The sequence below is a fragment of the Candidatus Pelagibacter sp. HIMB1611 genome (assembly GCF_052047715.1).
Classification (GTDB): domain Bacteria; phylum Pseudomonadota; class Alphaproteobacteria; order Pelagibacterales; family Pelagibacteraceae; genus Pelagibacter.
Genome location: NZ_JBNAJM010000001.1, coordinates 797070 through 819446, shown reverse-complemented (window position 1 = coordinate 819446; position 22377 = coordinate 797070). Strand labels below are relative to the sequence as shown.

Genomic DNA, 22377 nt, shown 5'->3' with positions numbered 1-22377 from the left:
TATATACTAATTTATTTTGGTAACCACGAATTATAAAGTGGATTGTCTTTATCTATTGGAAGTTTGATGTTTTTATTTTGTCTGGAAGAATCGTAGACAGCAGTAACAAATTCCAAAGATTTTCTAGCATCTGATAAAGTTACCTCATCACTAGAAGATCCATCTAATTTGTTTGCAATTTCATCAAACATACCTGCATACCAAGATTGAGGCTCTTCTACTTTTGCCAGCACTTCATCAATTTGGGATTGAGTAACTGGGTATCTTGGTAAGAAATGCCACTCGTCGTCCGCTGGACTGTATGGTTTATCTGGTGATGCGCCAGACTCTGCTGTTAATCCATCAAAACAAAATCTAAGTCTGCTGGTATCATTTGCAGCTCCAAGTGTAATTGAGCTTGTAACTAAAGTTCCATTTTCCATTTCAATTGATAAAGCTGCACAATCTTCTACTTCAATATCATTTACTCTAGTTGATAATTTAGCAAATACATTTGAAACCGGACCCAAGATCATGCTTACTAAGTCATGAATGTGTATTGAATGACTTAATATAGCTCCACCTTGTTCACCTTCCCAAGTTCCTCTCCAAGGTTTTGAATAATAATCTTTTCCTCTATTCCAATGTGTTTCTAAGGAAGCAACCAATGGTTTTCCTGTTAAACCAGATTTTATTAGTGCTTTTAACTTTGAAAATCCTAGACCATATCGATATTGGAAAACTGGAAAAATATTTTTTCCTGTTTCTTTACTGATCTTTTCTAATTCATCGACTTCTTTAAGACTTGATACTAATGGTTTTTCACAAATTACATGTTTCCCAGCTTCCATTACTTTTTTACAAGCTGAAAAATGTAAGTGGGGTGGAAGACATATATCAATGATATCTATTTCTTTTACTTTTAATACTTCATCAAAGTTGAGTGATACTTTTGTTTCGGTGTCATTTGATAAAATATTATCAATTGCTTCTCTTGTAAGCCCACATAAAGTGTGAACATTAAATCTTTCTTTAACTTTTTGAAAATCTTCATAGTGCTTAGCACCTATGTTTGTTCCAATAATTGCTACTTGATATTTGCTCATTTTGTTTCAGCTTTTAATTGTGCTTTTATTGCAAGTTCCATTGAAAGATAAGTTAATTCCTGAGCACAAGCAGTTTCAGTTCTGTTGATTACATCATTAATTAAATTTCTAAAGTAGGGAAGCTTAACATTAGAGCAATCGATGTATTTAACTTCTTCATTATTTGCTAAATATAAATGATTACCTTTTTCTGATTTTGCTAAATCTGTATATTTTCTTATTTCTATATAGCCTTTATCTCCAAGGATTAATAATCTCCCATCTCCCCACGTTGGAAGTGCATCTGGAGTAAACCAATCTAATCTAACGTAACCATGTCCACCATTACCAGTTAGATTAACCTCTCCAAAATCTTGAAAACCAGGCTTTTCCTTCTTTGTAGTGTTTTCTACAAGAGCATGATTAATTTTTGCTTCATTTGAATTTGTAAATACTAAAAACTGATGAATTTGATGTGAGCCTATATCAGTAATTATTCCGCCATAACATTCTCTATCGTAGAACCAATCAGGTCTTTCATAATTACCTTGTCTGTGGGGACCAGTACCAATTGTTTGCTTTATTTTACCAATTTTTCCTTCGTTAATTAATTCTTCAGCTTTAGCAACAGCTGCAACATGAAACCTTTCTGAAAAATTAACTGACCAAATTTTTCCAGTTTCTTTTACTGTTTGTTTAAGTTCATTTAATTGATCTAAAGTAGTACAACCTGGTTTATCTACCATCACATCTTTCCCAGCTTTTAAAGCTTCTATTGAATTATGAGCTCTATCTTTTGGAACTGAAGATATTAAAATCATATCAATAGATGGATCATTTAATATTTCTTCCTTATTTTCTTTTCTTTTAATATTTGGATATTTTGAATTAAATTCTTTTAAAGTTAATGGATCACCCTCTGTCCAAAAGAATTCACAAGTGCATCCTTCTTTTAACATTTCATCCAACATGTCAAAGATGTGACCGTGATCGATACCAATAACACCAAGATTTAATGCTTTTTTCATAATTATTTTTTTATTTGTAGATAAACTTTGAAAAAACTTTCATCTGGAGATGTGCCCCAGATTTTATCATCAAGCATTCCATTAAAATAATAAATTTCTGATCTATCTTTACCACTTAAAACATCAAGTTTAATTGAACCGTTTAATTCTCCATTCGGGTTTATATCAATTTTTGCTGTTTCATAATGTTCTTTTGAACCAGTTTTTAATTTACTAGCTTTAATAAAGAAGATTAATTGACCATTTTTAATTTCAAGTTTTCCATTACCAATTTTTTTATTTTTACCATCCTCTGAAACACGATTTAATTTGAATTTATATTCTCCATCAAATAATTTTGATTTTTTATTAATTTCAGCTTTTTTTTCATCACTAAGTAAATAATCAACAACTAATGCATTTCCTTTTCTGTCTATCCAATTATTTACTGCTTCTTGAAGACTCATATCAAAGTAGTTCTTAGTATAAGTTTTATTATCCCAAGCTAGGACGTGTCCCCAATCTTCAAATCCTGAAATTTTTCTTTTGTCAGCTTCAATACTAAATCCAGCGTTATAAAACTCTAAATCTTTCTTGATTGCTTTTTTTAAAGCTAATTTATCTTTAATTGGGTCCGCATATCTGTCTCCAATATTCCAAATAAAAAATACATCCTTTATATTATTTTTTTCAAAGTTCTTTCTTGATGGAAAACAACTAACCCAACTATTGTTACAAGCTTCTATGGATCCTTTATAAATAAAGCTTCGATCATTATTTTTTTCAAAATTTTCATAAAATTTAGTTGTTTCCTCATCGAACCAGAAACTATCCACTAAAACCCTTACATTATTATACTGCCCAATTCTTTCCGCATGAAATCCAATACCAATTGCTCCCGCGGAATAACCTAAAAATATAATCTCATCTGCTTGTTTAAGCTGATCGTTAAGTTGGTCTAAAATATCATTAACTATTACTCTTCCTTTAAAATGAATTTCTTTACCATCTACAATGTTGAAATGGTTACCTTGATAAAGATCGCTAGAACAATAAGGAATAAACACCATATTATAATTTTTATCCTCAACATCTTTCTCTATGGCTTGTCCAAAATAATGAGGTTTTAATTCAGGAGATTTCATACCTTCAGATCGCGATTTGTATTCATCAGCATTTCGTGCAACACCACCACCTGGTAAAATTATTGCCCATTTTTTTGATTTTGCTCTTTTTATTGTAAATGTAGCTTGCTCTCCATTGTTACAAACGGCATCAGGATTTGTTGTAAACTTTAATTCATTAGCAAGAGTTGAATTTAAATTAAAAATTAAAAAGAAAATTATAAGACAAAAATATTTCATGAAATTAATATGTACCTTTTTTTTCAGAACCTTTGTAAAAAATATCTTGAAGATATTGATTTTCTCTTTTTTTAATTAATAAATCTTCTTTGTTCATTAATGATTTTGGTCTTTGAATTATCTCATGATATTGAAATTCATCAACACCTCTTGCTAATTGAACACTATTTTTACCTAATACTTGTTTAACATTGGTGCCAATATAACTTTGGATTACAAAACCAATTCTTCTGTCATTACTTTTGTTTATTCCTGATCCATGAACTATTCTTGGGTGGTGCAATGACATTTGACCTGCAACAAGCTCAACAGATTTGACTTTATTATCTGGAACATCATTAACTGTTTGACCTCTTGTTAATAAATTTCCTTCATTAAATTTTTCATCATGATCTTTGATTTCTATATGTGATTTAGGCCACATTTTCATACAACCATTTTCTTCATTTGAATCTGTTAAAGCCACCCAAGCTGTAACCCAATTATGAGGTTCTAAACCAATATATTTTGCATCTTGATGATAACTTACAAAACCTTGTTGATTAGGATTTTTTATAAACAAAGTTGTTCCACATACTAAAATATTTTTTCCAATAATACTTTCTACAGCATCTAATAGTTTTGAATTATGAACTATTGCATCTAGTTTTGGTGAAATTAAATGAGCATTGTATCTTTCTGATTTATCAATTTCATCAGGCATTTCTTTTTCGATTAATTCAATTTCATCTCTTGCTTCTTTAGCTTCTTCTTTTGATAAAATATCAATTGGGGCTAAGTAACCTTGATCTTGGTATTCTTTAAGTTGATTTGAATTTAAATTAGCCATATGCTTTTGGAATGAATATTAGCATATCCTCTATTTATTTTTCACCAGTAAAATCAATCTCGTTTCAAAAAATTAATAAATGTGAGATTAAAAAAAATATAGGAATTATTAATGATCGGTTGTTTGCATTCTCAAGATTATTAGATAGTGGAAAGGCTCAAAGGATGGAGCAGGAGCCTGGTGAAAGAAAATTGATCAACTTTCTTACTTTAAAAAATACGCCTATGCTTAACAAATATTCATTTGAATTTAATGAGGGAAATTTAGAATTATTTGATAATCAAAAAAAATTAATTTCAATTAATCCTAACAATCCTGGAGAAGTAAGTTTAATAGAAAAAGAAGTATTAAATTTAGATAACCAAGTTAAAGGACCAGTATTTCTACTAAAGAATAACCAAAATCCTTTTTTTGATACAAATAGCGGAGGAGAGGTAATGAACTCAATATCTTTGATAAATCACAATAGTATTAAAGACTTTGAAAAAAACATGGGTAAAGAAGTAGAATACCAAAGGTTTAGAGGAAACTTCTATATAAGTGGTTTAGATGCTTGGGAAGAGAGAAATTGGATAGGCAAATCTATCAACATTAATGGAGTACCCTTTAAAGTTGATGATCATATCCCAAGATGCTCAGCAACTAATTTGAAACCTAAATCAGGTGAAATAACTTTTAACCTTCCTCAGAAACTTAAAGAATTTTATGATCACATGGATCTTGGAGTTTATTTAATTCCTCTAGAGGAAGGTGAAGTATCTATTGAGGATAAAATTATAATTTAATTTGTTGAACTAGGTTCTTCAAAAACGTTTTTAGTTTCGTTTGTAGCAGCATTATCTAATGTTTCAGGCGTATCTGGGTCTAATTCTAATCCTGCAGGTGTGATGGTTGCAGGAACAGGTGTAAATGTAGAATCTGGATTATCCACAGTTTCTCTTATTCTCATTCTGTATAAACCAAATGCACCAATTAAAGCATGAACTATAATTAAAAATCCAAAAAATCCATTTAATCCAAACCAACCCATAAATAGAGAACATAAAATAGGACCACTTATAGCCCCTAAACCAAAGATTAATTGTAGTCCACCACCAGCAGCAACGAATTTAGATTTTGGAACAAAGTCATTAGTGTGTGCAAGATTTAATGAAAACAATGGAAGACATAAACTTGAATAGAGACCAACCGCAATAAAGAAAACTATTTTTTTAAATGCAAGTTCATCCATGTAATAAATATTTTGTATAGGATCATTAGCAGTTAAAATTGATAATAGTGCCAAAGCAGAACTTCCAAATGTTGTTACAATAATTACCCTTCTTCTATCGTATTGATCAGAAAAATATCCAATTGGTCCCTGACCTAACACTCCCGCAATTGTTGCTATAAATAATAAGATTGAAGTTTCAAATAAAGTTAGTTTTGCAAGGGTTGCATAAACTGAGATCAATGAAAAAAATGCAGCATGAATTACTCCAGTGAAAAAAGAACTAAAAGTTCCAAGAGGGGATATCTGATAAAGTTCTTTAATACTAATTGTTTCAATTTTTTTAAATTTTGGAGCTGGTCTTTTTGTCAATAAAATTGGAACAAGCGCTAAAGATAAAAGCACGGATACCAAAATAAAAGGTTCATAGGCTTTTGGTTCACTTAAGTTAAGTAACAACATTCCAACTGCAAGACCAAAATAAATTACCATCATGTAAGCGGATAGTAATTGTCCTCTATTCTTATTAGTTGCTCTATCGTTTAACCAACTTTCAGTGACAACATAACAACTAACTAAACTGATACCTGTTATAAATCTACTTACTGTCCACATAAATGGATTTACATAAACTACCGCAAGCAATGCACTAAGTGATGCAAGGGATGCAAACGCTGCAAACACTCTGATGTGACCAACCTTAGATACAAAATTTGGAGTTGTTCTAGACCCAACAAAGTAGCCGATATAATATCCTGACATGAAGACCCCTGTGGTAAAAACACTAAAGTCTTCAAGTACAGATCTAATACCCATTATCTGCATTTGTAATCCATGAGCTATCATCATGGTTCCAATACCTATAAATAGGGCCCAGGATTTTTTTACTTCTTTTTGCATTTCTAAATTTTAAGTATCAATAAATTGCGGGCTAAGTAGTTTTGGTTTGTGTTTTTTTTATGGCTAGGAATGAGTGAATAGCGATAGTTAAAATGATCACCACTCCTCCCTGAATTGTCTCCATTGAAGGTTGTTCTTTAACAACCATCCACACCCAAATAGGTCCCAAAACTGTTTCCATTAGAAAGAATAGATTTACCTCAGCTCCTGTTATGTATCTTGGAGCTAGTGTTACCAACACAAATGGAATTGCCACACAAAGTATACACATCGCTGGAATGATATAAATATCATTGTCTTTTAGCTCAAATGTATCGATAAAGAATAAAGCAACTAATGCTACAACCAGCTTACCAACCACAGCAGAAGGGACCAGGTTAAGACTTTTTCCAGCTCTGATAATAGTTGCTCCTGCAGCAAGACCGCATGCAGTAATAAAACCTAAAATATCACCAAAAATATTTCCTAATTTTACAGAGTCGTAAAATATATAAAGAACACTTAAAAACGTAATTGCAATAGCAACTAAAGTATTTCGATCTGGTTTTTCTTTTAAAAATATTGCACCAAAAATAGCTGACAACATTGGCGCAAGTGCAATCATAACAAGCGTGTTTGCGACATTTGTGTTTTGAATTGATAATACAAAAGTAATATTAGTTATAGAAAACGTAACTATATAAGCAACACCATAAATTGAATTTCCGTAAAGTAATTTAAAAAAACTTGATTTGTAAATAAACAACATTCCAACAAATACAGTTACAAATGGAATGATGCCTCTATAAAAAACTAATCCCCAAGTATCTATATTTGAAAGTCTAATAAATAAACTATCAGGAGTAATAAACATCACTGCAACAAAAGCCATTAACGAACCTTTTTGCTGATCAGTTAAATTGTTCACGCTTTTAATTCTTTCCAAAAAGTTTTAGCTAAATTTATTCCTGATAAATCAAAAAAAGTTTTAAGTCCAGTTGGAGAGGTAACATTGATGTCTCCATTTAATTTTTGATCTATAAAATCAATTCCTGCAAAATATATATTTTCTTTTTTTAAATCTTTTGCAATTAACTTTGAAATTTTATTTTCTTGCTTAGTTAAATTGATATTAATTGGTTTAGCACCTTTGCTGATATTACTTAAATAAGATCCCTTTTTAGGAACTCTAGAAATTGCACCACAGACTTTTCCATTAATTATAAAAACCCTTTTATCTCCTTTATTAATCTTAGGTAAAAATTTTTGACACATAATATGGTCATGCTTTTTAATAAATTTATTGATAAGTTTTGAATCAAATTTATTTAATAAGTGAATATCATTACCACTATAACTATGAATAGGTTTGATAATTACTTTCTTATGTTTTTTAATAAAATTTTTGATTTCATTTATATCCTGAGAAAAAATCGTATCAGGCATATATTTTAAATATTTTGTTGAATATAACTTTTCAGAGATGTTTCTGATAGATGTTGGGTTATTGATTATTTTAACTTTATTTTTAATGAAATCTAAAATGTAAGTCGTTGAAATATATTCTAAATTAAATGGTGGATCTTGACGGATTAAAATAAACTTACACTTTGTAAGGTCTAAAGTTTGTTTTTTAATAATTTTGTAAAATTTTTTGTTTTGATAATTAAACTTTATGAAGAAGCCTTTAGCTAAAACTTTTTTGTTAATTATTGATAGATCTTTTGGATCATAATAAAAAATTTTATATTTGTTTTGAATTTCGTTAGCTAAAAAAACACTAGTATCAGTTACAGGGTTTAAGGAAGAGGGATGATTTCCTTGAACAGCTACTATTTTATTTGTCATATAATTCTTCTAAATTTTCATCTTTTGAAAATTTACTAATCATATGATCTGCATTTGTAGTCTTATTATCAACTACATTTTGCAAATGATTTAAGAAGATAGTTTCGTTATTTCCTTTTTTACTAATGATATCTCTTTTCTCTAATCCTTTTCTAGAAATATCTAAAAGAGCAGAAGTCCAATGCAATAAGTCTTTACCCATTAATTGAGTATTAAATCCTTTTTGTGGAGCTTCTAAATAAGCATTAATTATTTTGTCCGTTTCCCATGAAGAGACTAGTTCATACGCTTCATCTAAATTTCCATACAACATACCAATATTAAAAGCCGGTCCAGCACATAGGCAATCCCAACCACAAGTATCCATTGATCTAAGCTCAATATATTTCTTTAGTCTATTTTCAGTAAAGATTGTACTTAAGTGAGTTGTAAGATCAATTTCTGTTGGAAGTCTATTTCCTATTTCTTCAATTTTTCCGTCCATAAAATCTTTAAATGTATATTTCCTTCCTGAAATATACTGATCATTATGTTGAATGAATAAAATTGGAAAGTTTATTACAAATTCCGCATATTTCTCAAAATCTAAATTTTCAAAAAATAATTTAGGCAAACCTCCTCTTGAAGTGCTTTGCCATACTTTAGATCTGTAAGATAAATAATTACTATTCTTTTTTTCAACGACTGATGAATTTGCAAATAGTGCAATTGAAATTGGAACAATAGAATTAGCTAATTTAAATTTTTTAATAAAATCTTCTTCTGAATTGTAATCAATATTTAATTGTGTTCCACACGTTCGATACATCATGTCTAAACTAAGCTCTCCACCTAGTGGCATATCTTTTGTCATTAACTCATAACGTTGCTTAGGGTTATTTGGAATATCTTCTAATTTTGAAATAGGATCAAAACCTGCACTAACTATTTTGATATCTAATTTTTTAGTAACTTGTTTTAATTCAAATAAGTAATCTTGTGACTCCGCACATGCTTCGTGCATATGGTTTAACTTGTCCCCAGATAATTCAATTTGGTTACCAGGTTCTAGTGTAATATTTTTACCAGCTTTATTTAGACCAATAATGTTTTCTTTTTCAAAAACAGGGTTCCAGCCAAACTCAGTTAGGGCTGTAAACATTTCTTTTACTTTTAGGTAATCAATTCTTTTATTATCTTTAGTATTGAACAAAAACTTTTCATGTTCGATACCAATTCTAAAATCTTTATCTTCTTTGATACCAGATTTAAAATATTCAATAATTTTCTCTTTATTGCTAATCATGCGCTTTAGATAGTGGATTTTAATTTAATTTAAAGTAAAGAATAGGGCTTTCTTGAGAATATTTTTCTCACCATAGGCGCAAATTCCTCCAATTTCATACTTTTATAGTCTGGATCAAAAGAAGCCTGGTCCCATTTCTCACAAAACTCTACAGCATCATTAAAATATTTATGATCTTTATATTTATCTCTTTGATTTTGATTCTTTCCAAGATGATGCGCATAATAATACATCTGAAACTCACCATGTTTTTGAATGATCCAATGTGTTTTTTCTGAAACATAAGGTTTTAAAACTGACGCTGCATATTCTGAATGATTAACAGGAGCTAACTCGTCTCCAATATCATGCAGTAATGCTGCAACTACCATTTCTTCATCTGCATTATCTTTAAAAGCTCTTGTTGCAGTTTGCAGAGAGTGTTCAAGTCTAGTTATTTTGTATCCCTCTAAAGTAGAATTTAATCCACTCATAAATTTTAATATTCGATCAGCAGTGCCATCAATATATTTTTGCTCATACTCATCAAGCAACAAGTACTCATCCTTGGTTCCATTTTTCATTTCAGTAAAATTTACTGTTTTCATATTTTAATTATTAGATGCTGTACTTAATAATGAAAGTTGAGTTATTTTATTATCGCCCAATTCATCAACAGGTTTAACAGGGTAATCTCCTGTAAAATAATGATCTGTTAATTGAGGATAAGCCTCATTTCTTTTTTCAAAACCAATTGCTCTATATAATCCATCAATAGATAAAAATTTAAGTGATTTTGCTCCTATGTATTCACAGATTTCATCATTAGTTTTATTTGCTGCTAATAACTCTTTTTTAGTTGGAGTATCTACACCATAAAAATCTGGATATTTGATCTCAGGACAAGCAATTCTAACATGAACTTCTTTTGCACCCGCGTCATATAACATTTTAACAATCTTATAAGAGGTAGTTCCTCTAACTAAAGAGTCATCAATTAAAATAATTTTTTTATCTTTAATTGTGCTTTGGTTTGCATTTAATTTTAATTTTACACCCAAACTTCTAATTTGCTGACTTGGTTCAATAAAGGTTCTTCCAACATAGTGATTTCTAATTAGACCATGTTCAAAATTCATTTTTAAGTGTTGTGCAAAACCAAGGGCTGCTGCATTGCCAGAGTCTGGTACAGGCACTACTATATCTGCCTCAACATCATTTTCTTTTGCAAGCTCTTTTCCTAAATTTTTTCTGTGTTCATAAGCTGTTTTGTTATCAAGTAAGCTATCTGGTCTAGAAAAATAAATATACTCAAACACACATGGTCTTACTTTCTTAGGAGGGAAGGGTTTAATACTAGTAAGTTCATCATTTTCAATTAACACTATTTCGCCGTTCTCTACTTCTCTTATAAATTTTGCTCCAATAATATCTAATGCACAAGTTTCAGAAGCTAGCACATAGCTGTTTCCTAATTTTCCAATCATTAAAGGTCTAATTCCATACGGATCTCTTACACCTATTAGAGATTTTTGGGTCATCATTACCAATGCATATCCGCCTTGGATTTGGAATATGGCATCAATAACTTTATCAATTGTTTTTGATCTTTTAGATTTAGCAATTAACTGAACTATGGTTTCTGTATCAGAGGTAGTGTAAAAAATCGCTCCTTCTTCTACGAGCTTGTTTCTTAAAGATATTGAATTTGTTAAGTTTCCGTTGTGAGATACCCCAATTCCACCCGCGTTAGTATCTGCAAAAAAAGGCTGAATATTTCTTAAAATATTATTACCAGTAGTACTGTATCGATTATGTCCAATAGCATAATTACCTTTAAGGTTTTTTAGAACTTTCTCTTTATTAAAATTATCTCCAACTAAGCCAAATCTTTTTTCTGAATAATATTTTTCGCCATCAAAAGTAACTATTCCACATCCCTCCTGACCTCTATGCTGTAGTGCGTGCAAACCTAAAGCTGTTAAAGCAGAGGCATCTTTTGCATTGCTTATGCCAAATACTCCACATTCTTCTTTTAGTTTTGGATCAAATATCCTCAATTTTTTCTTTAGATTCTTGATATGTTTTTTCATTAGGAAATTCTTCAACAAGATAACTACTACCTTTTTTCAAATATGGAAAGACGTATGATTTATCTAAATTAATTGGCCATTTATCGTAGTTATAAACAATATGCACTCCAGAAAAAATAGACACACATACAATATATGCTTTTACAAACCCAAAAAAGAATCCAAAGGTAGTATCCAATCCACCGATGCCAGTATATTTTATTGCTTTACTGATACCTTTGTTAACTAATAAGACTAAAAAGATAACAACTATAAATATTGCAATTCCAAGTCCAACATCAAGAACATACTCGTTATCAATTATGTCTTTTACATAAGGTTTTATACGTGGAAATAAAATAAGAGTGATAACGTAGGCCAGGAGCCATTTTGCCATTGAAAGGATGCTTAAGACAAATCCTTTTCTATAACAACTAATTAAAGACCATATGGTTATTGCGATATAGATTAAGTCAATAATAGAGGATGCTTCAAAAAAATCTTTAAGAGCATCTACCATTAAGCATCTTTACCAAAAGGTTTAACCACCAATATTAATGCTGGCAGCAAAGTTAACACCGATATCATTGCAAGCAACATTGCAAGACCTGTAAACATTCCAAAATAGATTGTTGGTATAAATTTAGACAATACTAAAATTGAAAAACCAAAAACAATTGTGATCGAGGTATTTAAAATTGCAACTCCAACTGTTGAGTGACAGGTTTTTAATGTGTTATTGTAATCTCTTAATTTACTAAATTCTTCCTTGAATCTGTAGATATAGTGAATACTGTTATCAACAGCAATTCCGATTGTAATTGCAGCTATCGTGATAGTCATCATGTCTAATGGTATTCCTAATAATCCAATAATTCCTAAAATAAAGAATGCAGCTATGAAATTTGGCACAACTCCAATTAATGAAAGTTTAATATTTCTAAATAAAATAATAAACATTGAGAAAATACCAATCATAACCAAACCAAGTGTCAAAATTTGTGACTTAAACAAACTTTGTAACAAATTATTAAATAATATTAGCACTCCTGCTAATTTGTAATCATCTTTTTCTAATCCTAATTCATTTTCTAGATCAAAATTAATTTTATTAATTAAGTCATTTCTTCTTAAATTTTCTTGCGAGTCTATTATTCTAAGACTTATTCGAGCTTCATTATTTTCTATTGATAAATATGGATCAATTATTTCTGTTTTAATACTTTCAGGTATTTTTGAGTACAATACTCCCATCTCTAAAGTACCAAGTGGATTATTGTTGTTTAGTTGTGTTGCAACATCAATAATTGATGAAAAAGATAAAACTTTACCTACCTGCGGAAGACTGTCTAAATAATTGTGAACAGATGCAATTCTATCTATTTTATCTTTAGTAAACCAATATTTTTCATCATTAGTATCTTCTTCGTCTCCCCAATCTTCAAATTCATCATCTTCTTCAGATTTCTTTTCTTCCTTTTTAGGAAATTTTAAAATTACTTCTAAAGGAGTAGTTCCACCTAGTTCCTCATCAATTAGCTTCATTCCTTTGTAAATTTCAGTATTTTTATCAAAATAATTTATAAAACTATTCTCAACTTCAAGTTTGCTAATCCCAACCACACTTAAGACAATAATAATCCCAGTTGTAGAAAAAATTGTAAATTTGCTATTTAAAGAAATTGAACCAAGTATGGATGTAATTTTAGATTCTTGCTCTTTTTTTAAAGATATGTTTCCAGTTGAAGTAAAACTTAAAAGAGTAGGGAGCAAAGTAAAAGTAATTATAAAAGATGTAATCAAACCAAAAGTCATCATCCATCCAAAATCTATAATTGGTTTAATTTCACTAAATATTAAAGATAAGAAAGCCAAAATTGTTGTTAAAACTGTATACAATATAGGCCAAAACATTTTGCTCGTTGTTAAAGAAATGATTTCAAAATTGTTTTTTGTTGGAAAATTTTTTTTAAGCTGAAGAAACCTTGTGCTCACATGAATATTCATCGCCATTGTAAGAATAAGCATTAAGGCAATAAAGTTTGAAGATATAACAGTTACTTTCCATCCAAGTAATCCAAGTAGACCCATCATAATAATTACAGAAAAAAAACAACTACTGATAGGAACAATAATCCAAATTAGATTTCTAAATACAAACCAAAGAGTTGCTATAATAAATAATAAAACTCCAATGCCAAACACAATGATATCACTTTTGATAAAAGTCATCATGTCATCTGCAATCATTGGAATTCCACCTAAGTAAATTTTTCCTACATCCCCATAACTTTGAATTACTTGTCTTATTTCTAAAATGTTTTGATGATTTTGTTTTTTGATTTGATCTTTATAATTTTCAATTTCTTCTCTAGATTTATTTTCAATATCTTCTAATTTTTTATTTTGTTTGATGTTAACAATGATCCCACTGGTCTTACCATCTTCACTAATTACAAAATTCCTAAAGACAGGACTATTTAAAATTTCACTAAATCCTCTTTCTCTGTCCACTTCTTCATCTTTTAAAGTTTTAAAGCTTTCTAATCTCTCTTGAAGCGGTGCGTCTGAATTATTTAAAAGTGGTATGTCTAAAAGGGTAATAACACTGTGAACCCAATCTAAACTTTGAATTTTGTATTTTATACTCAATAAATTATTTATTGAAGAATCTGTAACCATACCTTCATTAGGAGTATAGGTGAGAACTAAAAATTCCTTAGAACCATATCTTTCTGTAATTTGCTGCAGGTATGCAAGATCTGGATCTCCATCAATTAACAATGTTTCTGATGAAGCATCTAACCTGAAATCTTTAGAATAATATCCAAAACTTAAAATAGAAATAAGGAGAAATATAAATATTACCTTAGGGTTCTTTAAAACCAAGTTTTGATACATTTGAGCTAACATTAGCCCATTTATATTGGAAATTAATTAGTTTGAGTATCTTTAAATTTCGTAAATCTTTCCTCAAACTCAAGTGTTACATTACCAATTGGACCGTGTCGTTGTTTCCCAATTATAATTTGTGCTAAGTGCGCTACTTCATTCATTTTTGCTTGCCATTCAGCATGTTCTACAGTTGCTTCTCTAGGTTCTTTTCTTGATAGATAATATCCTTCTCTGTAAACAAACATCACTACGTCTGCATCTTGTTCAATTGAACCTGATTCTCTTAAGTCAGCTAGTTGTGGTTTGTGATCGTCTCTTTGCTCTACTTGTCTTGATAACTGTGATAAAGCAACAACTGGAACTGCAAGCTCTTTTGCTATTGCTTTTAGACCTTGCGTAATTTGAGAGATTTCCTGAACTCTACCGTCTTTATTATAAGTCGTTCCTCTCATTAACTGAATGTAATCAACAACAATCATATCTAATCCAAATAGTCTTTTAATCCTTCTTGCTCTATTACTTAGTGCTGCAATGCTTATAGCTGGTGTTTCATCAATATAGAGTGGAAGTTCAGCAATATTTTTAGAAGTCTCGAGAAATTTATCAAATTGATCATCTGAAATTCTTCCTCTTCTAATATCATTTGAGCTTATTCTTGCTTGTTCCGAGATAATACGAGTTGAAAGCTGTTCAGATGACATTTCTAAAGAGAAAAAAGCTATAGAGGATTTTTTACCACTATCTTGTAATTTTTGGGCCGCATTGAATGCAATATTTGTAGCAAGTGAAGTTTTACCCATTGATGGACGACCTGCGATAATGATCAAATCAGATTGATGTAAACCCCCAAGTTTATCATCCAAATCTCGAAGACCTGTTGGAACACCAACAATTCCCTCTTCATTTTTATATGCAGCAGAAGCCATTTCTATAGTTTGTTTCATTGCATCATCAAATTTAATAAGTGAGGAACTAAAAGATCCTTTTTCAGCCAAATCAAATAATTGTCTTTCAGAATTCTCAATTATAGTTTGACCACTAGTATCAAGATCATTTATTTTGGCGCTATCAATAGTCTCTTCAGAAATTTTTATTAATTCACGTCTGACAAACATATCATATATTATTTTTGAATATTCTACTGCTTGTCTTACAGGTGTAGAAAATTTTGTTACCTTAACTAAATACTCTGGAACATTAATGTCATCTTTTTCATCTTCAAAATAATTTTTTAAAGTAATGGGATTAGCAAGCATACCTTTGTAGATAAGGCTTTCAATGGCATCAAATATCTTTTGATGCATAGGATCATAAAAATTAATAGATGAAATAATTGTATTAACTTCATCAAAAATATCATTACTCACTAGTATTGAACCAATCACAGATTGTTCAGCTTCAATGTTGTTTGGTAATTCTTTAAATTTATCTTTAACGATACTTAAGTTATTTTCCATAAATAAAATCTATAGAAAAAAATTAATATTTAAATTTTAATTTTTAGCTGTTGAAAAGAATGTATAATTATTGGATTGTATCTGCTGATGTAACATTAACAACTATTTCAGCATCAACTTCAGAGTGTAAAGAAATTTTAACTTTGAATTTTCCTAAAGATTTAATTTCTTCAACTGGTTGTATCATTGAAGGTTTAATTTCAACTTTATTTTCTTCTTGAATAAGTTTTGAAATTTCAGTTGGTTTTACTGAACCATAAAGTTCATTGTTTTCGGTGCTTAATTTTTGAACGGAGTATTCTTTATTATTTATTTGTTCTGCAATATTAGTTGCTTCTTGTTTTCTCTCATTGTCTTTTTTAGATAAATCAGCTTTTATTTTTTCAACTTCTTTGATGTTTTCTTTAGATGCATAAAGAGCTTTTTTATTTGCAATCAAAAAGTTTCTAGCAAAACCCCTCTTCACATCTATCACTTCACCTATAGATCCTATTCTTTTGACGTTTTCTAATAAAATAACTTTCATTATATTAAAGCTAGGTTTCTTGCTCTTTTAATTGATAAAGATAATTCTCTTTGTTTCTTTTGAGAAACATTTGTAATTCTTGAAGGTAAAATCTTACCATTTTCAGAAACATATCTTTTTAAAAGTTTGATATTTTTATAATCAACTTTAGGTGCACCTTTTACTGAAAGTGGACAAGTTTTTTTAAATTTATATTTATTCGGTTGGAAAATACTTAGTTTTGCAAAGTTACTTTGTTTTCCTTTTTTGTTTCCACTTTGTCTTTTTGGCATTAGTTTTTAGTACTTTCTTTGTTTTCGCCTTCTTCTTTTTTTGCCGAAGTAGTTTGTGTCTAAATCAAATTCTTTTACTCTTACTGTTAGATATCTTAATAATTTTTTATCAATAGCTTCGTTTTTTTCTAATTCTTCAACTACTTTACCTTTACCTTTAATTTTAAAGTGTATGTAGCTCCCTTTTTTATTTTTCTTAATTAGATAAGAAAGGTTCAATAGGCCCCAATTTTCAGTTTTAACAACTTCACCCTCATTTTTTTCAACAATTTTTGAATATTTTTCAGTTAACTGTTTTAACTCACTTGGAGAAGTATCTTGTCTAGCTATTATAGTATGTTCGTATAAGTTCATTTATGTTCTTTAATAAAAAGTGAGGATATACTATTATAAAAGTTCAATTACAATAGATAAAAACACAAAATTAGTAATATTTTTATATGTTTTCAGTAATATTTCCAGGTCAAGGTTCTCAAATAGTTGGAATGGGAAAAGAGTTTTATGACAAATTTGAGATTGTGAAAAGCCTATTTAAAGAGGCGGACGAGACGTTAAATTATTCAATTTCAAAGCTAATATTAGATGGACCTAAAGAAGAGCTTGATTTAACTGCAAACACTCAACCTGCAATTTTTTTAATAAGCTATTCTATATTTAACGTTATTAAAAAAGAATTTAATATTGATTTAAATAAAGCAAAGTATTTTGCTGGACATTCTTTAGGTGAGTATTCTGCTTTATCTTGTGGAGGATATTTAAACTTTGCAGAAACTTTAAAGATTTTAAGAATCAGAGGTGATGCCATGCAAAATTCTGTGCCAAAGGGTGAGGGTGGAATGGTTGCAGTACTTGGATCAACTGTTGAGGTGATAGAAAAAATATTAACAGATAATGAGAACAAATTTATAGCACAAATAGCTAATGATAATTCAGAGGGACAAATAGTTTTAAGTGGAAAAACTCAAGATTTAGAAAAGTTGATTGAAGCATTAAAAGGAAACTCAATTAAAAATATAAAACTTCCAGTCAGTGCTCCTTTTCATTGTAGCCTTATGAATAAAGCAACTAAGATTATGACACAAGAATTAAACAAAATTTCATTTTCTGATGGAAGTAATAAGTTGATATCAAATGTAACAGCTGAGGCCATTTCAACTTCTGAAGATTTAAAATCACTTTTAATAAAACAAATTGAAAATAGAGTGAGATGGAGAGAAAGTGTATTAAATATGATAAATAATGATGTAGATCATTTTATAGAAATTGGACCTGGGAAAGTTTTGTCAGGTTTGGTAAAAAGAATCAATAGAGAAGTTAAAATTAACACGATAAACAGTCAAGAGGATATTGAAAATTTAAAAATATGAATGATTTAAAAAATAAAAACATAATAGTTACAGGTGCATCTGGAGGAATAGGAAATTCAATTGTTAAAAAATTATATGAAAGTGGTGCAAATGTTTTAGCTTCAGGAACAAGAATTGAGAAACTTGAAGAGTTAAAAAAAGAATTCGAAAAAATAAATATTTTAAATTTCGATATATCTCAAAGTGAAAAAATTGAGGAATTTATTGAAAATGCAACAAAAGAACTGGGTGGAAGTTTGGATTGTATTGTAAATAATGCTGGAATTACTCAAGATAATTTAGCTATTAGAATGAATTTGGATGAATGGAGGAGAGTGATTGATGTAAATTTAACGTCAACTTTTTTGATGAGCAAATTTGCTATCAAAAAAATGTTAAAAAATAAATCAGGAAAGATTGTTAATATCACTTCTGTCGTAGGACATATGGGAAACTTGGGACAGGCTAACTATACTGCATCAAAAGCAGGAATAGTTGCTATGTCTAAAAGTTTAGCAATTGAATATGCAAAGAAAAATATCAATGTTAATTGTATTTCACCAGGGTTTATTAAAACTGCTATGACAGATAAGATAGATGAAAAGTTCAAAGAAGCTATTATATCAAAAATACCTTCAGCACGCCTTGGAGAGCCTGATGATATTGCAAATGCCGTATGTTTTTTAAGTTCTGATCAATCTAGCTATATAAGCGGAGAGACATTGCATGTTAATGGTGGCATGTATATGGCTTGACAAAATAGCTTTTTAAACTATTAACGAAATATAACAAAAAGGATCAATATGTCAGAAGACGTTTCAAGCAAAGTAAAGAAAATTGTAGCAGATCATTTAGGTATCGATGAAGCAAAAGTAACTGAAGAGTCAAGTTTTATAGACGATTTGGGAGCTGACAGCTTAGATACTGTTGAATTGGTGATGGCTTTTGAAGAAGAGTTTGGGTCTGAGATTTCAGATAGCGAAGCTGAGAAAATTTTAACTGTAGGAGATGCAGTTAAATTCATCGAAGGAAAAGCTAACTAGAAATTCTAATGTCCTCAAAAAATGATGGGGTCATGATTATACTTTCCTCTCCATCTGGAGCAGGAAAGACAACACTAGTAAACTTATTGTCTAAAAAAGACAACTTTGTTACGTCTATTTCACACACAACAAGAAACCCAAGACCTGGGGAAGAACATAATAAAGATTACTTCTTTGTTGAAGATGTAGAATTTAAAAGGTTGATTAAAAATGAAGAATTCCTTGAGTACGCAAAAGTATTTAATAATTTATATGGTACCACAAGAACACCAGTTATAAATAATTTAAATGCAGGTAAAAATGTTTTATTTGATATTGACTGGCAAGGTGCTGATCAAATAAAAAATAAAAAATTAGACTATAAATTAATCACCTTCTTCATACTTCCGCCAAGTAAAGAGGTATTGTTCAAAAGACTGTCCAACAGAGATATGAAAGATAAACTAATTGCTGAGGAAAGAATGAAACAATTTGAAAGAGATGTATTGCATTGGATAAATTATGATTATGTCGTAATTAATGATGATATCAACATATGCTATGAAAAAATTACAAATTTAATAAAAGCAGAAATTAATAATGGCTCTAAAGATTATGATTTAAATTTTATTAGAGATCATGTTGAAAAATTAACTAATTAATTTTTCATATTCTTCAGTAAGTTTATAGTAAGTTTCAAAATTTAAATTTTGAGGTCTTAAATTTAAATTAATTTTATATTTCTCTGCTATTCTTAGATCACCGTTAAAAATTTGATTAAAAGGCTTCTTGATCATTTTTCTTCTATTGCTAAAAAAAATTCTTGTTATTTTCTCTAAGTTTTTTGGATTATTTATTTTGTAAAAATCATTCCTGGGTTTAAATAAAAGCAAACTGCTATCTATTTTTGGCCTTGGTGAAAAGGAAATAGGCTTTACATCACATATTTTTCTAATAATTAATTTCCAATTTGCTAGTATTGATAATCTTCCATAACTTGAATTGTTAAAATTAGCTATTATTCTGTCTGCAACTTCTTTTTGAAACATCAAAACTAGATTTTCAAACCAAAAATCATTTTTTAAATTAATTATCCATTTACTGAGTATCTCTGTTGAAATATTGTAAGGCAAATTTCCAAACACAATCATTTTTTCTTTAAATAATGTTTTTTCATCTATATTCAAAATATCATCATTAATTATATTTAAATTGTCTTTGAACTGGTCTTTTAAATAATTGGTTAGGTTGCTATCCTTTTCAACTACAGTAAATTTTTTTGGTTTTTTGTCTAAAATATATTTTGATAAGTTTCCCGTTCCTGGTCCTATTTCTAATACATACTTATTCTTAATTTCTACAGAATTAACAATTTGATTTAAAATTATATCATCAATTAAGAAGTTTTGGCCTAGGCTTTTTTTTGCTCTTATCAATTTTTATCTAAAAACTTTAATGCCCTCATTAAACTAAGAGGGTTTGATTTATTTTTTCCATACATATTTTCATTTGGGCCATGATCAGGAGAAATTCGTATAAACGGTAAGCCCAGAGTAATATTTATTGCGTCATATTCAAACAGTGTTTTTATAGGTGTTAGAACTTGGTCATGATACATGCCAACTATTACATCATATTTAAATCTGTTTTGAGTTAAAAAAATTGTGTCAGCTGAGAATGGCCCAAAAACTAAGAAATTTTTTTTTTTAAAATAGTTCACTACTGGTTTTAAAATTTTTTCATCCTCATTATATTTATCTATACTTTCACAATGAGGATTTAGACCAAGCAAAGCTATTTTTGGTTTAAATTTAAATTGTTTTTTATAAAAATCATTAATTAAAATAATTTTTTCTTTGATAATTTTTGAATTTATTGAATTTGTAACAAATTTAATAGGAAGATGTGTAGTCACAGGACAAACAGATAAATTTTTGTTGTATATTAGCATTGCGTTTTTTTTAGATTTAAATTTATTAGAAATATACTCGGTAATTCCCAAATATTTTTTGTTTAAAAATTTTTTCTTATTGATAGGCCCATTTATGAACTTATTTATTTTATGTTTTTTGATTAAATCAAAAGCTACACTAAATTTTTTTTTTATATAATCATTTGATTGATAAGATTTTTTATTTTTTACATTTTTTGATTTAACATTTACGTCGATTAAATTTATGTGCAAATTATTTAAACTTTTAATTTTAATATTCGAATAATCTAATGTTTTAATTTTTTTTTTTATTTTTTGTTTTTTCATCTCTAAAGAAACTAATTTTAATGATGCAATTAATATAATTGGACTTTTAATTTTTATTTTTTTTATAGATTTAAAAAAAATTTCTAAAAAAATACTTTTTGGTTGTCCATCTACAATTAAAATAGGTGTTTTATAGCTCATCTATTTGATATTCTTTTTTAATCTTACTAAAATAAATATTTGAAAAAGTATTGTATTGATCATTTTGTTTTTGGTTAATTAACTTGTTTAGTTCTTGATTGACATCAATCTCAGCATTTTCTTTTTTTATTTTATTTATTTTTAGAATTAAAAACCCACTTGGAATATTGATTGGTTGAGTATGCTCACCTTCTTTTAAATTTTTAATTTTTTTTAATATTAATTCACTTAAAGCATTTTTCTGAACCCAGCCTATCTTTCCACCTAAATTTGCAGAATTTGAGATGCTGTATTTAAGAGCCGTATTTTCAAAACCATTAAAAATTATCGAGTTATTTATCTCCTTTATCAAGCTATCTATCTCTTCGTTACTTGAGCTAAATACTATTTCAGAGAGCAAATATGAATATTTAACGTTTGATTGTTTGCTCTTTAATTCTAGTAATATTTTATTTTTGTCGATTTTAATTTTATCTTTATATTTAAACGAAATAAATTCGTTCCAAAGAGAATTTGTAATCAAATTTTCCTCAAAAATTTTTATATTAAATTTTTTCTCTTTTAAAAAATTTTTAAATTCTTCCAAATTAGAAAAACCTAATTTTAAATATGTATTTTCCAATGATTTATTCAAATAATCCTTATTGATCTCAATGTCAGGAAATCTTTTTGATAATTCAATTTGTTTTATTTTTCTTTTTATTAAAGAATTTTTAGATATTTCAAAAATCTGATTTTTTTCTAAAGTCAAAAAATTTTTATTTATTATTGCTAAATATTGAATTTCATTAGAAATATCCTGTGTAGTTATTATTTGGTCATTTACTTTAAATAGAATTTTATTTTCAATAGAAGCATTTGAAAATTTTATTTGCAACAAAATAAAAAATAAAAAATAAAAAATAATTCTAAAAAACATGT

General features: G+C 28.7%; 24 protein-coding genes. 5 read left to right on the top strand and 19 right to left on the bottom strand.

From position 1 onward, the window contains the following. Window positions 1-11: 11 nt before the first annotated feature. From ACTTAS_RS04575 to ACTTAS_RS04560, 4 genes are read right to left on the bottom strand one after another with little or no spacing between them, the layout of a single operon-like run. Window positions 12-1085 (bottom strand): Gfo/Idh/MocA family protein, encoded by a 1074-nt coding sequence (locus ACTTAS_RS04575; RefSeq protein ID WP_440678485.1) that lies wholly within the window; start codon window positions 1083-1085, stop codon window positions 12-14. Then, on the bottom strand, window positions 1082-2092 hold the full coding sequence (locus ACTTAS_RS04570) for a Gfo/Idh/MocA family protein (RefSeq protein WP_440678484.1): 1011 nt from the start codon (window positions 2090-2092) through the stop codon (window positions 1082-1084). Before ACTTAS_RS04570 ends, ACTTAS_RS04575 begins: the two co-directional genes overlap by 4 nt. A 2-nt stretch (window positions 2093-2094) precedes the next feature. Further along, on the bottom strand, window positions 2095-3435 hold the full coding sequence (locus ACTTAS_RS04565) for a pectin acetylesterase-family hydrolase (protein WP_440678483.1): 1341 nt from the start codon (window positions 3433-3435) through the stop codon (window positions 2095-2097). Between the two features lie 4 nt (window positions 3436-3439). Continuing rightward, window positions 3440-4264, bottom strand: a complete 825-nt coding sequence (locus ACTTAS_RS04560; RefSeq protein WP_440678482.1) for a phytanoyl-CoA dioxygenase family protein — start codon at window positions 4262-4264, stop codon at window positions 3440-3442. Between the two features lie 11 nt (window positions 4265-4275). On the opposite strand from ACTTAS_RS04560, the gene ACTTAS_RS04555 reads away from it, so the two are divergent. Further along, complete coding sequence (locus tag ACTTAS_RS04555; RefSeq protein WP_440678481.1) at window positions 4276-5049, top strand: MOSC domain-containing protein; 774 nt, start codon at window positions 4276-4278, stop codon at window positions 5047-5049. On the opposite strand, the gene ACTTAS_RS04550 is transcribed toward ACTTAS_RS04555, so the two are convergent. The 12 genes from ACTTAS_RS04550 to rpsF all read right to left on the bottom strand — a co-directional run bounded on the left by ACTTAS_RS04550 (window position 5046) and on the right by rpsF (window position 17041). Beyond that, window positions 5046-6374 (bottom strand): MFS transporter, encoded by a 1329-nt coding sequence (locus ACTTAS_RS04550; RefSeq protein ID WP_440678480.1) that lies wholly within the window; start codon window positions 6372-6374, stop codon window positions 5046-5048. The genes ACTTAS_RS04555 and ACTTAS_RS04550 overlap by 4 nt on opposite strands. Window positions 6375-6405: 31 nt before the next feature. Then, window positions 6406-7281, bottom strand: coding sequence for a DMT family transporter (locus tag ACTTAS_RS04545; protein ID WP_440678479.1), 876 nt, complete (start codon window positions 7279-7281; stop codon window positions 6406-6408). Continuing rightward, window positions 7278-8201: a glutathione synthase gene (gene gshB / locus ACTTAS_RS04540; protein WP_440678478.1), complete on the bottom strand. Its 924-nt coding sequence runs from the start codon at window positions 8199-8201 to the stop codon at window positions 7278-7280. The genes ACTTAS_RS04545 and gshB overlap by 4 nt, the downstream gene beginning before the upstream one ends. Continuing rightward, window positions 8191-9486 carry a glutamate--cysteine ligase gene (locus ACTTAS_RS04535; protein WP_440678477.1) on the bottom strand — a complete coding sequence of 432 codons (1296 nt, stop codon included), beginning with the start codon at window positions 9484-9486 and terminating at the stop codon, window positions 8191-8193. The genes gshB and ACTTAS_RS04535 overlap by 11 nt, the downstream gene beginning before the upstream one ends. A 29-nt stretch (window positions 9487-9515) precedes the next feature. Beyond that, window positions 9516-10073 (bottom strand): HD domain-containing protein, encoded by a 558-nt coding sequence (locus tag ACTTAS_RS04530; RefSeq protein ID WP_440614654.1) that lies wholly within the window; start codon window positions 10071-10073, stop codon window positions 9516-9518. Window positions 10074-10076: 3 nt separating this feature from the next. Next, window positions 10077-11558, bottom strand: coding sequence for an amidophosphoribosyltransferase (gene purF, locus ACTTAS_RS04525; RefSeq protein WP_440678476.1), 1482 nt, complete (start codon window positions 11556-11558; stop codon window positions 10077-10079). Continuing rightward, window positions 11512-12057, bottom strand: coding sequence for a CvpA family protein (locus ACTTAS_RS04520; RefSeq protein WP_262589562.1), 546 nt, complete (start codon window positions 12055-12057; stop codon window positions 11512-11514). The genes purF and ACTTAS_RS04520 overlap by 47 nt, the downstream gene beginning before the upstream one ends. Beyond that, a complete protein-coding gene (locus ACTTAS_RS04515) occupies window positions 12057-14450 on the bottom strand; it encodes an efflux RND transporter permease subunit (protein WP_440678475.1) in 2394 nt (797 codons plus the stop codon). The genes ACTTAS_RS04520 and ACTTAS_RS04515 overlap by 1 nt, the downstream gene beginning before the upstream one ends. A 20-nt stretch (window positions 14451-14470) precedes the next feature. Then, a complete protein-coding gene (locus ACTTAS_RS04510; RefSeq protein ID WP_440678474.1) occupies window positions 14471-15889 on the bottom strand; it encodes a replicative DNA helicase in 1419 nt (472 codons plus the stop codon). Between the two features lie 67 nt (window positions 15890-15956). Beyond that, entirely contained in the window at window positions 15957-16415 is a 459-nt protein-coding gene (gene rplI / locus ACTTAS_RS04505) for a 50S ribosomal protein L9 (RefSeq protein WP_440651134.1), read from the bottom strand. Continuing rightward, a complete protein-coding gene (gene rpsR, locus ACTTAS_RS04500; RefSeq protein ID WP_262589558.1) occupies window positions 16415-16687 on the bottom strand; it encodes a 30S ribosomal protein S18 in 273 nt (90 codons plus the stop codon). Before rpsR ends, rplI begins: the two co-directional genes overlap by 1 nt. 6 nt (window positions 16688-16693) lie before the next feature. Continuing rightward, window positions 16694-17041 carry a 30S ribosomal protein S6 gene (gene rpsF, locus ACTTAS_RS04495; RefSeq protein ID WP_440678473.1) on the bottom strand — a complete coding sequence of 116 codons (348 nt, stop codon included), beginning with the start codon at window positions 17039-17041 and terminating at the stop codon, window positions 16694-16696. Between the two features lie 86 nt (window positions 17042-17127). Here rpsF and fabD point away from each other — a divergent pair, with 86 nt between their 5' ends. From fabD to gmk, 4 genes are read left to right on the top strand one after another with little or no spacing between them, the layout of a single operon-like run. Beyond that, the gene (fabD, locus tag ACTTAS_RS04490; protein ID WP_440678472.1) at window positions 17128-18054 is read left to right on the top strand and encodes an ACP S-malonyltransferase; all 927 of its coding nucleotides are present in this window, start codon (window positions 17128-17130) and stop codon (window positions 18052-18054) included. Continuing rightward, complete coding sequence (fabG, locus tag ACTTAS_RS04485; protein WP_440678471.1) at window positions 18051-18788, top strand: 3-oxoacyl-[acyl-carrier-protein] reductase; 738 nt, start codon at window positions 18051-18053, stop codon at window positions 18786-18788. The genes fabD and fabG overlap by 4 nt, the downstream gene beginning before the upstream one ends. 48 nt (window positions 18789-18836) lie before the next feature. Next, a complete protein-coding gene (locus tag ACTTAS_RS04480) occupies window positions 18837-19076 on the top strand; it encodes an acyl carrier protein (RefSeq protein WP_008544320.1) in 240 nt (79 codons plus the stop codon). Between the two features lie 8 nt (window positions 19077-19084). Next, window positions 19085-19717: a guanylate kinase gene (gmk, locus tag ACTTAS_RS04475; protein ID WP_440678470.1), complete on the top strand. Its 633-nt coding sequence runs from the start codon at window positions 19085-19087 to the stop codon at window positions 19715-19717. Here gmk and rsmA read toward each other — a convergent pair. The 3 genes from rsmA to ACTTAS_RS04460 are packed head-to-tail and all read right to left on the bottom strand — an operon-like array spanning window position 19706 to window position 22375. Next, window positions 19706-20491: a 16S rRNA (adenine(1518)-N(6)/adenine(1519)-N(6))-dimethyltransferase RsmA gene (gene rsmA, locus ACTTAS_RS04470; protein ID WP_440678469.1), complete on the bottom strand. Its 786-nt coding sequence runs from the start codon at window positions 20489-20491 to the stop codon at window positions 19706-19708. The two genes, gmk and rsmA, sit on opposite strands and share 12 nt — an antisense overlap. Beyond that, entirely contained in the window at window positions 20488-21456 is a 969-nt protein-coding gene (locus tag ACTTAS_RS04465) for a 4-hydroxythreonine-4-phosphate dehydrogenase PdxA (protein WP_440678468.1), read from the bottom strand. The genes rsmA and ACTTAS_RS04465 overlap by 4 nt, the downstream gene beginning before the upstream one ends. Beyond that, window positions 21446-22375: a peptidylprolyl isomerase gene (locus tag ACTTAS_RS04460; RefSeq protein WP_440678467.1), complete on the bottom strand. Its 930-nt coding sequence runs from the start codon at window positions 22373-22375 to the stop codon at window positions 21446-21448. The genes ACTTAS_RS04465 and ACTTAS_RS04460 overlap by 11 nt, the downstream gene beginning before the upstream one ends. Between the last annotated feature and the right edge of the window lie 2 nt (window positions 22376-22377).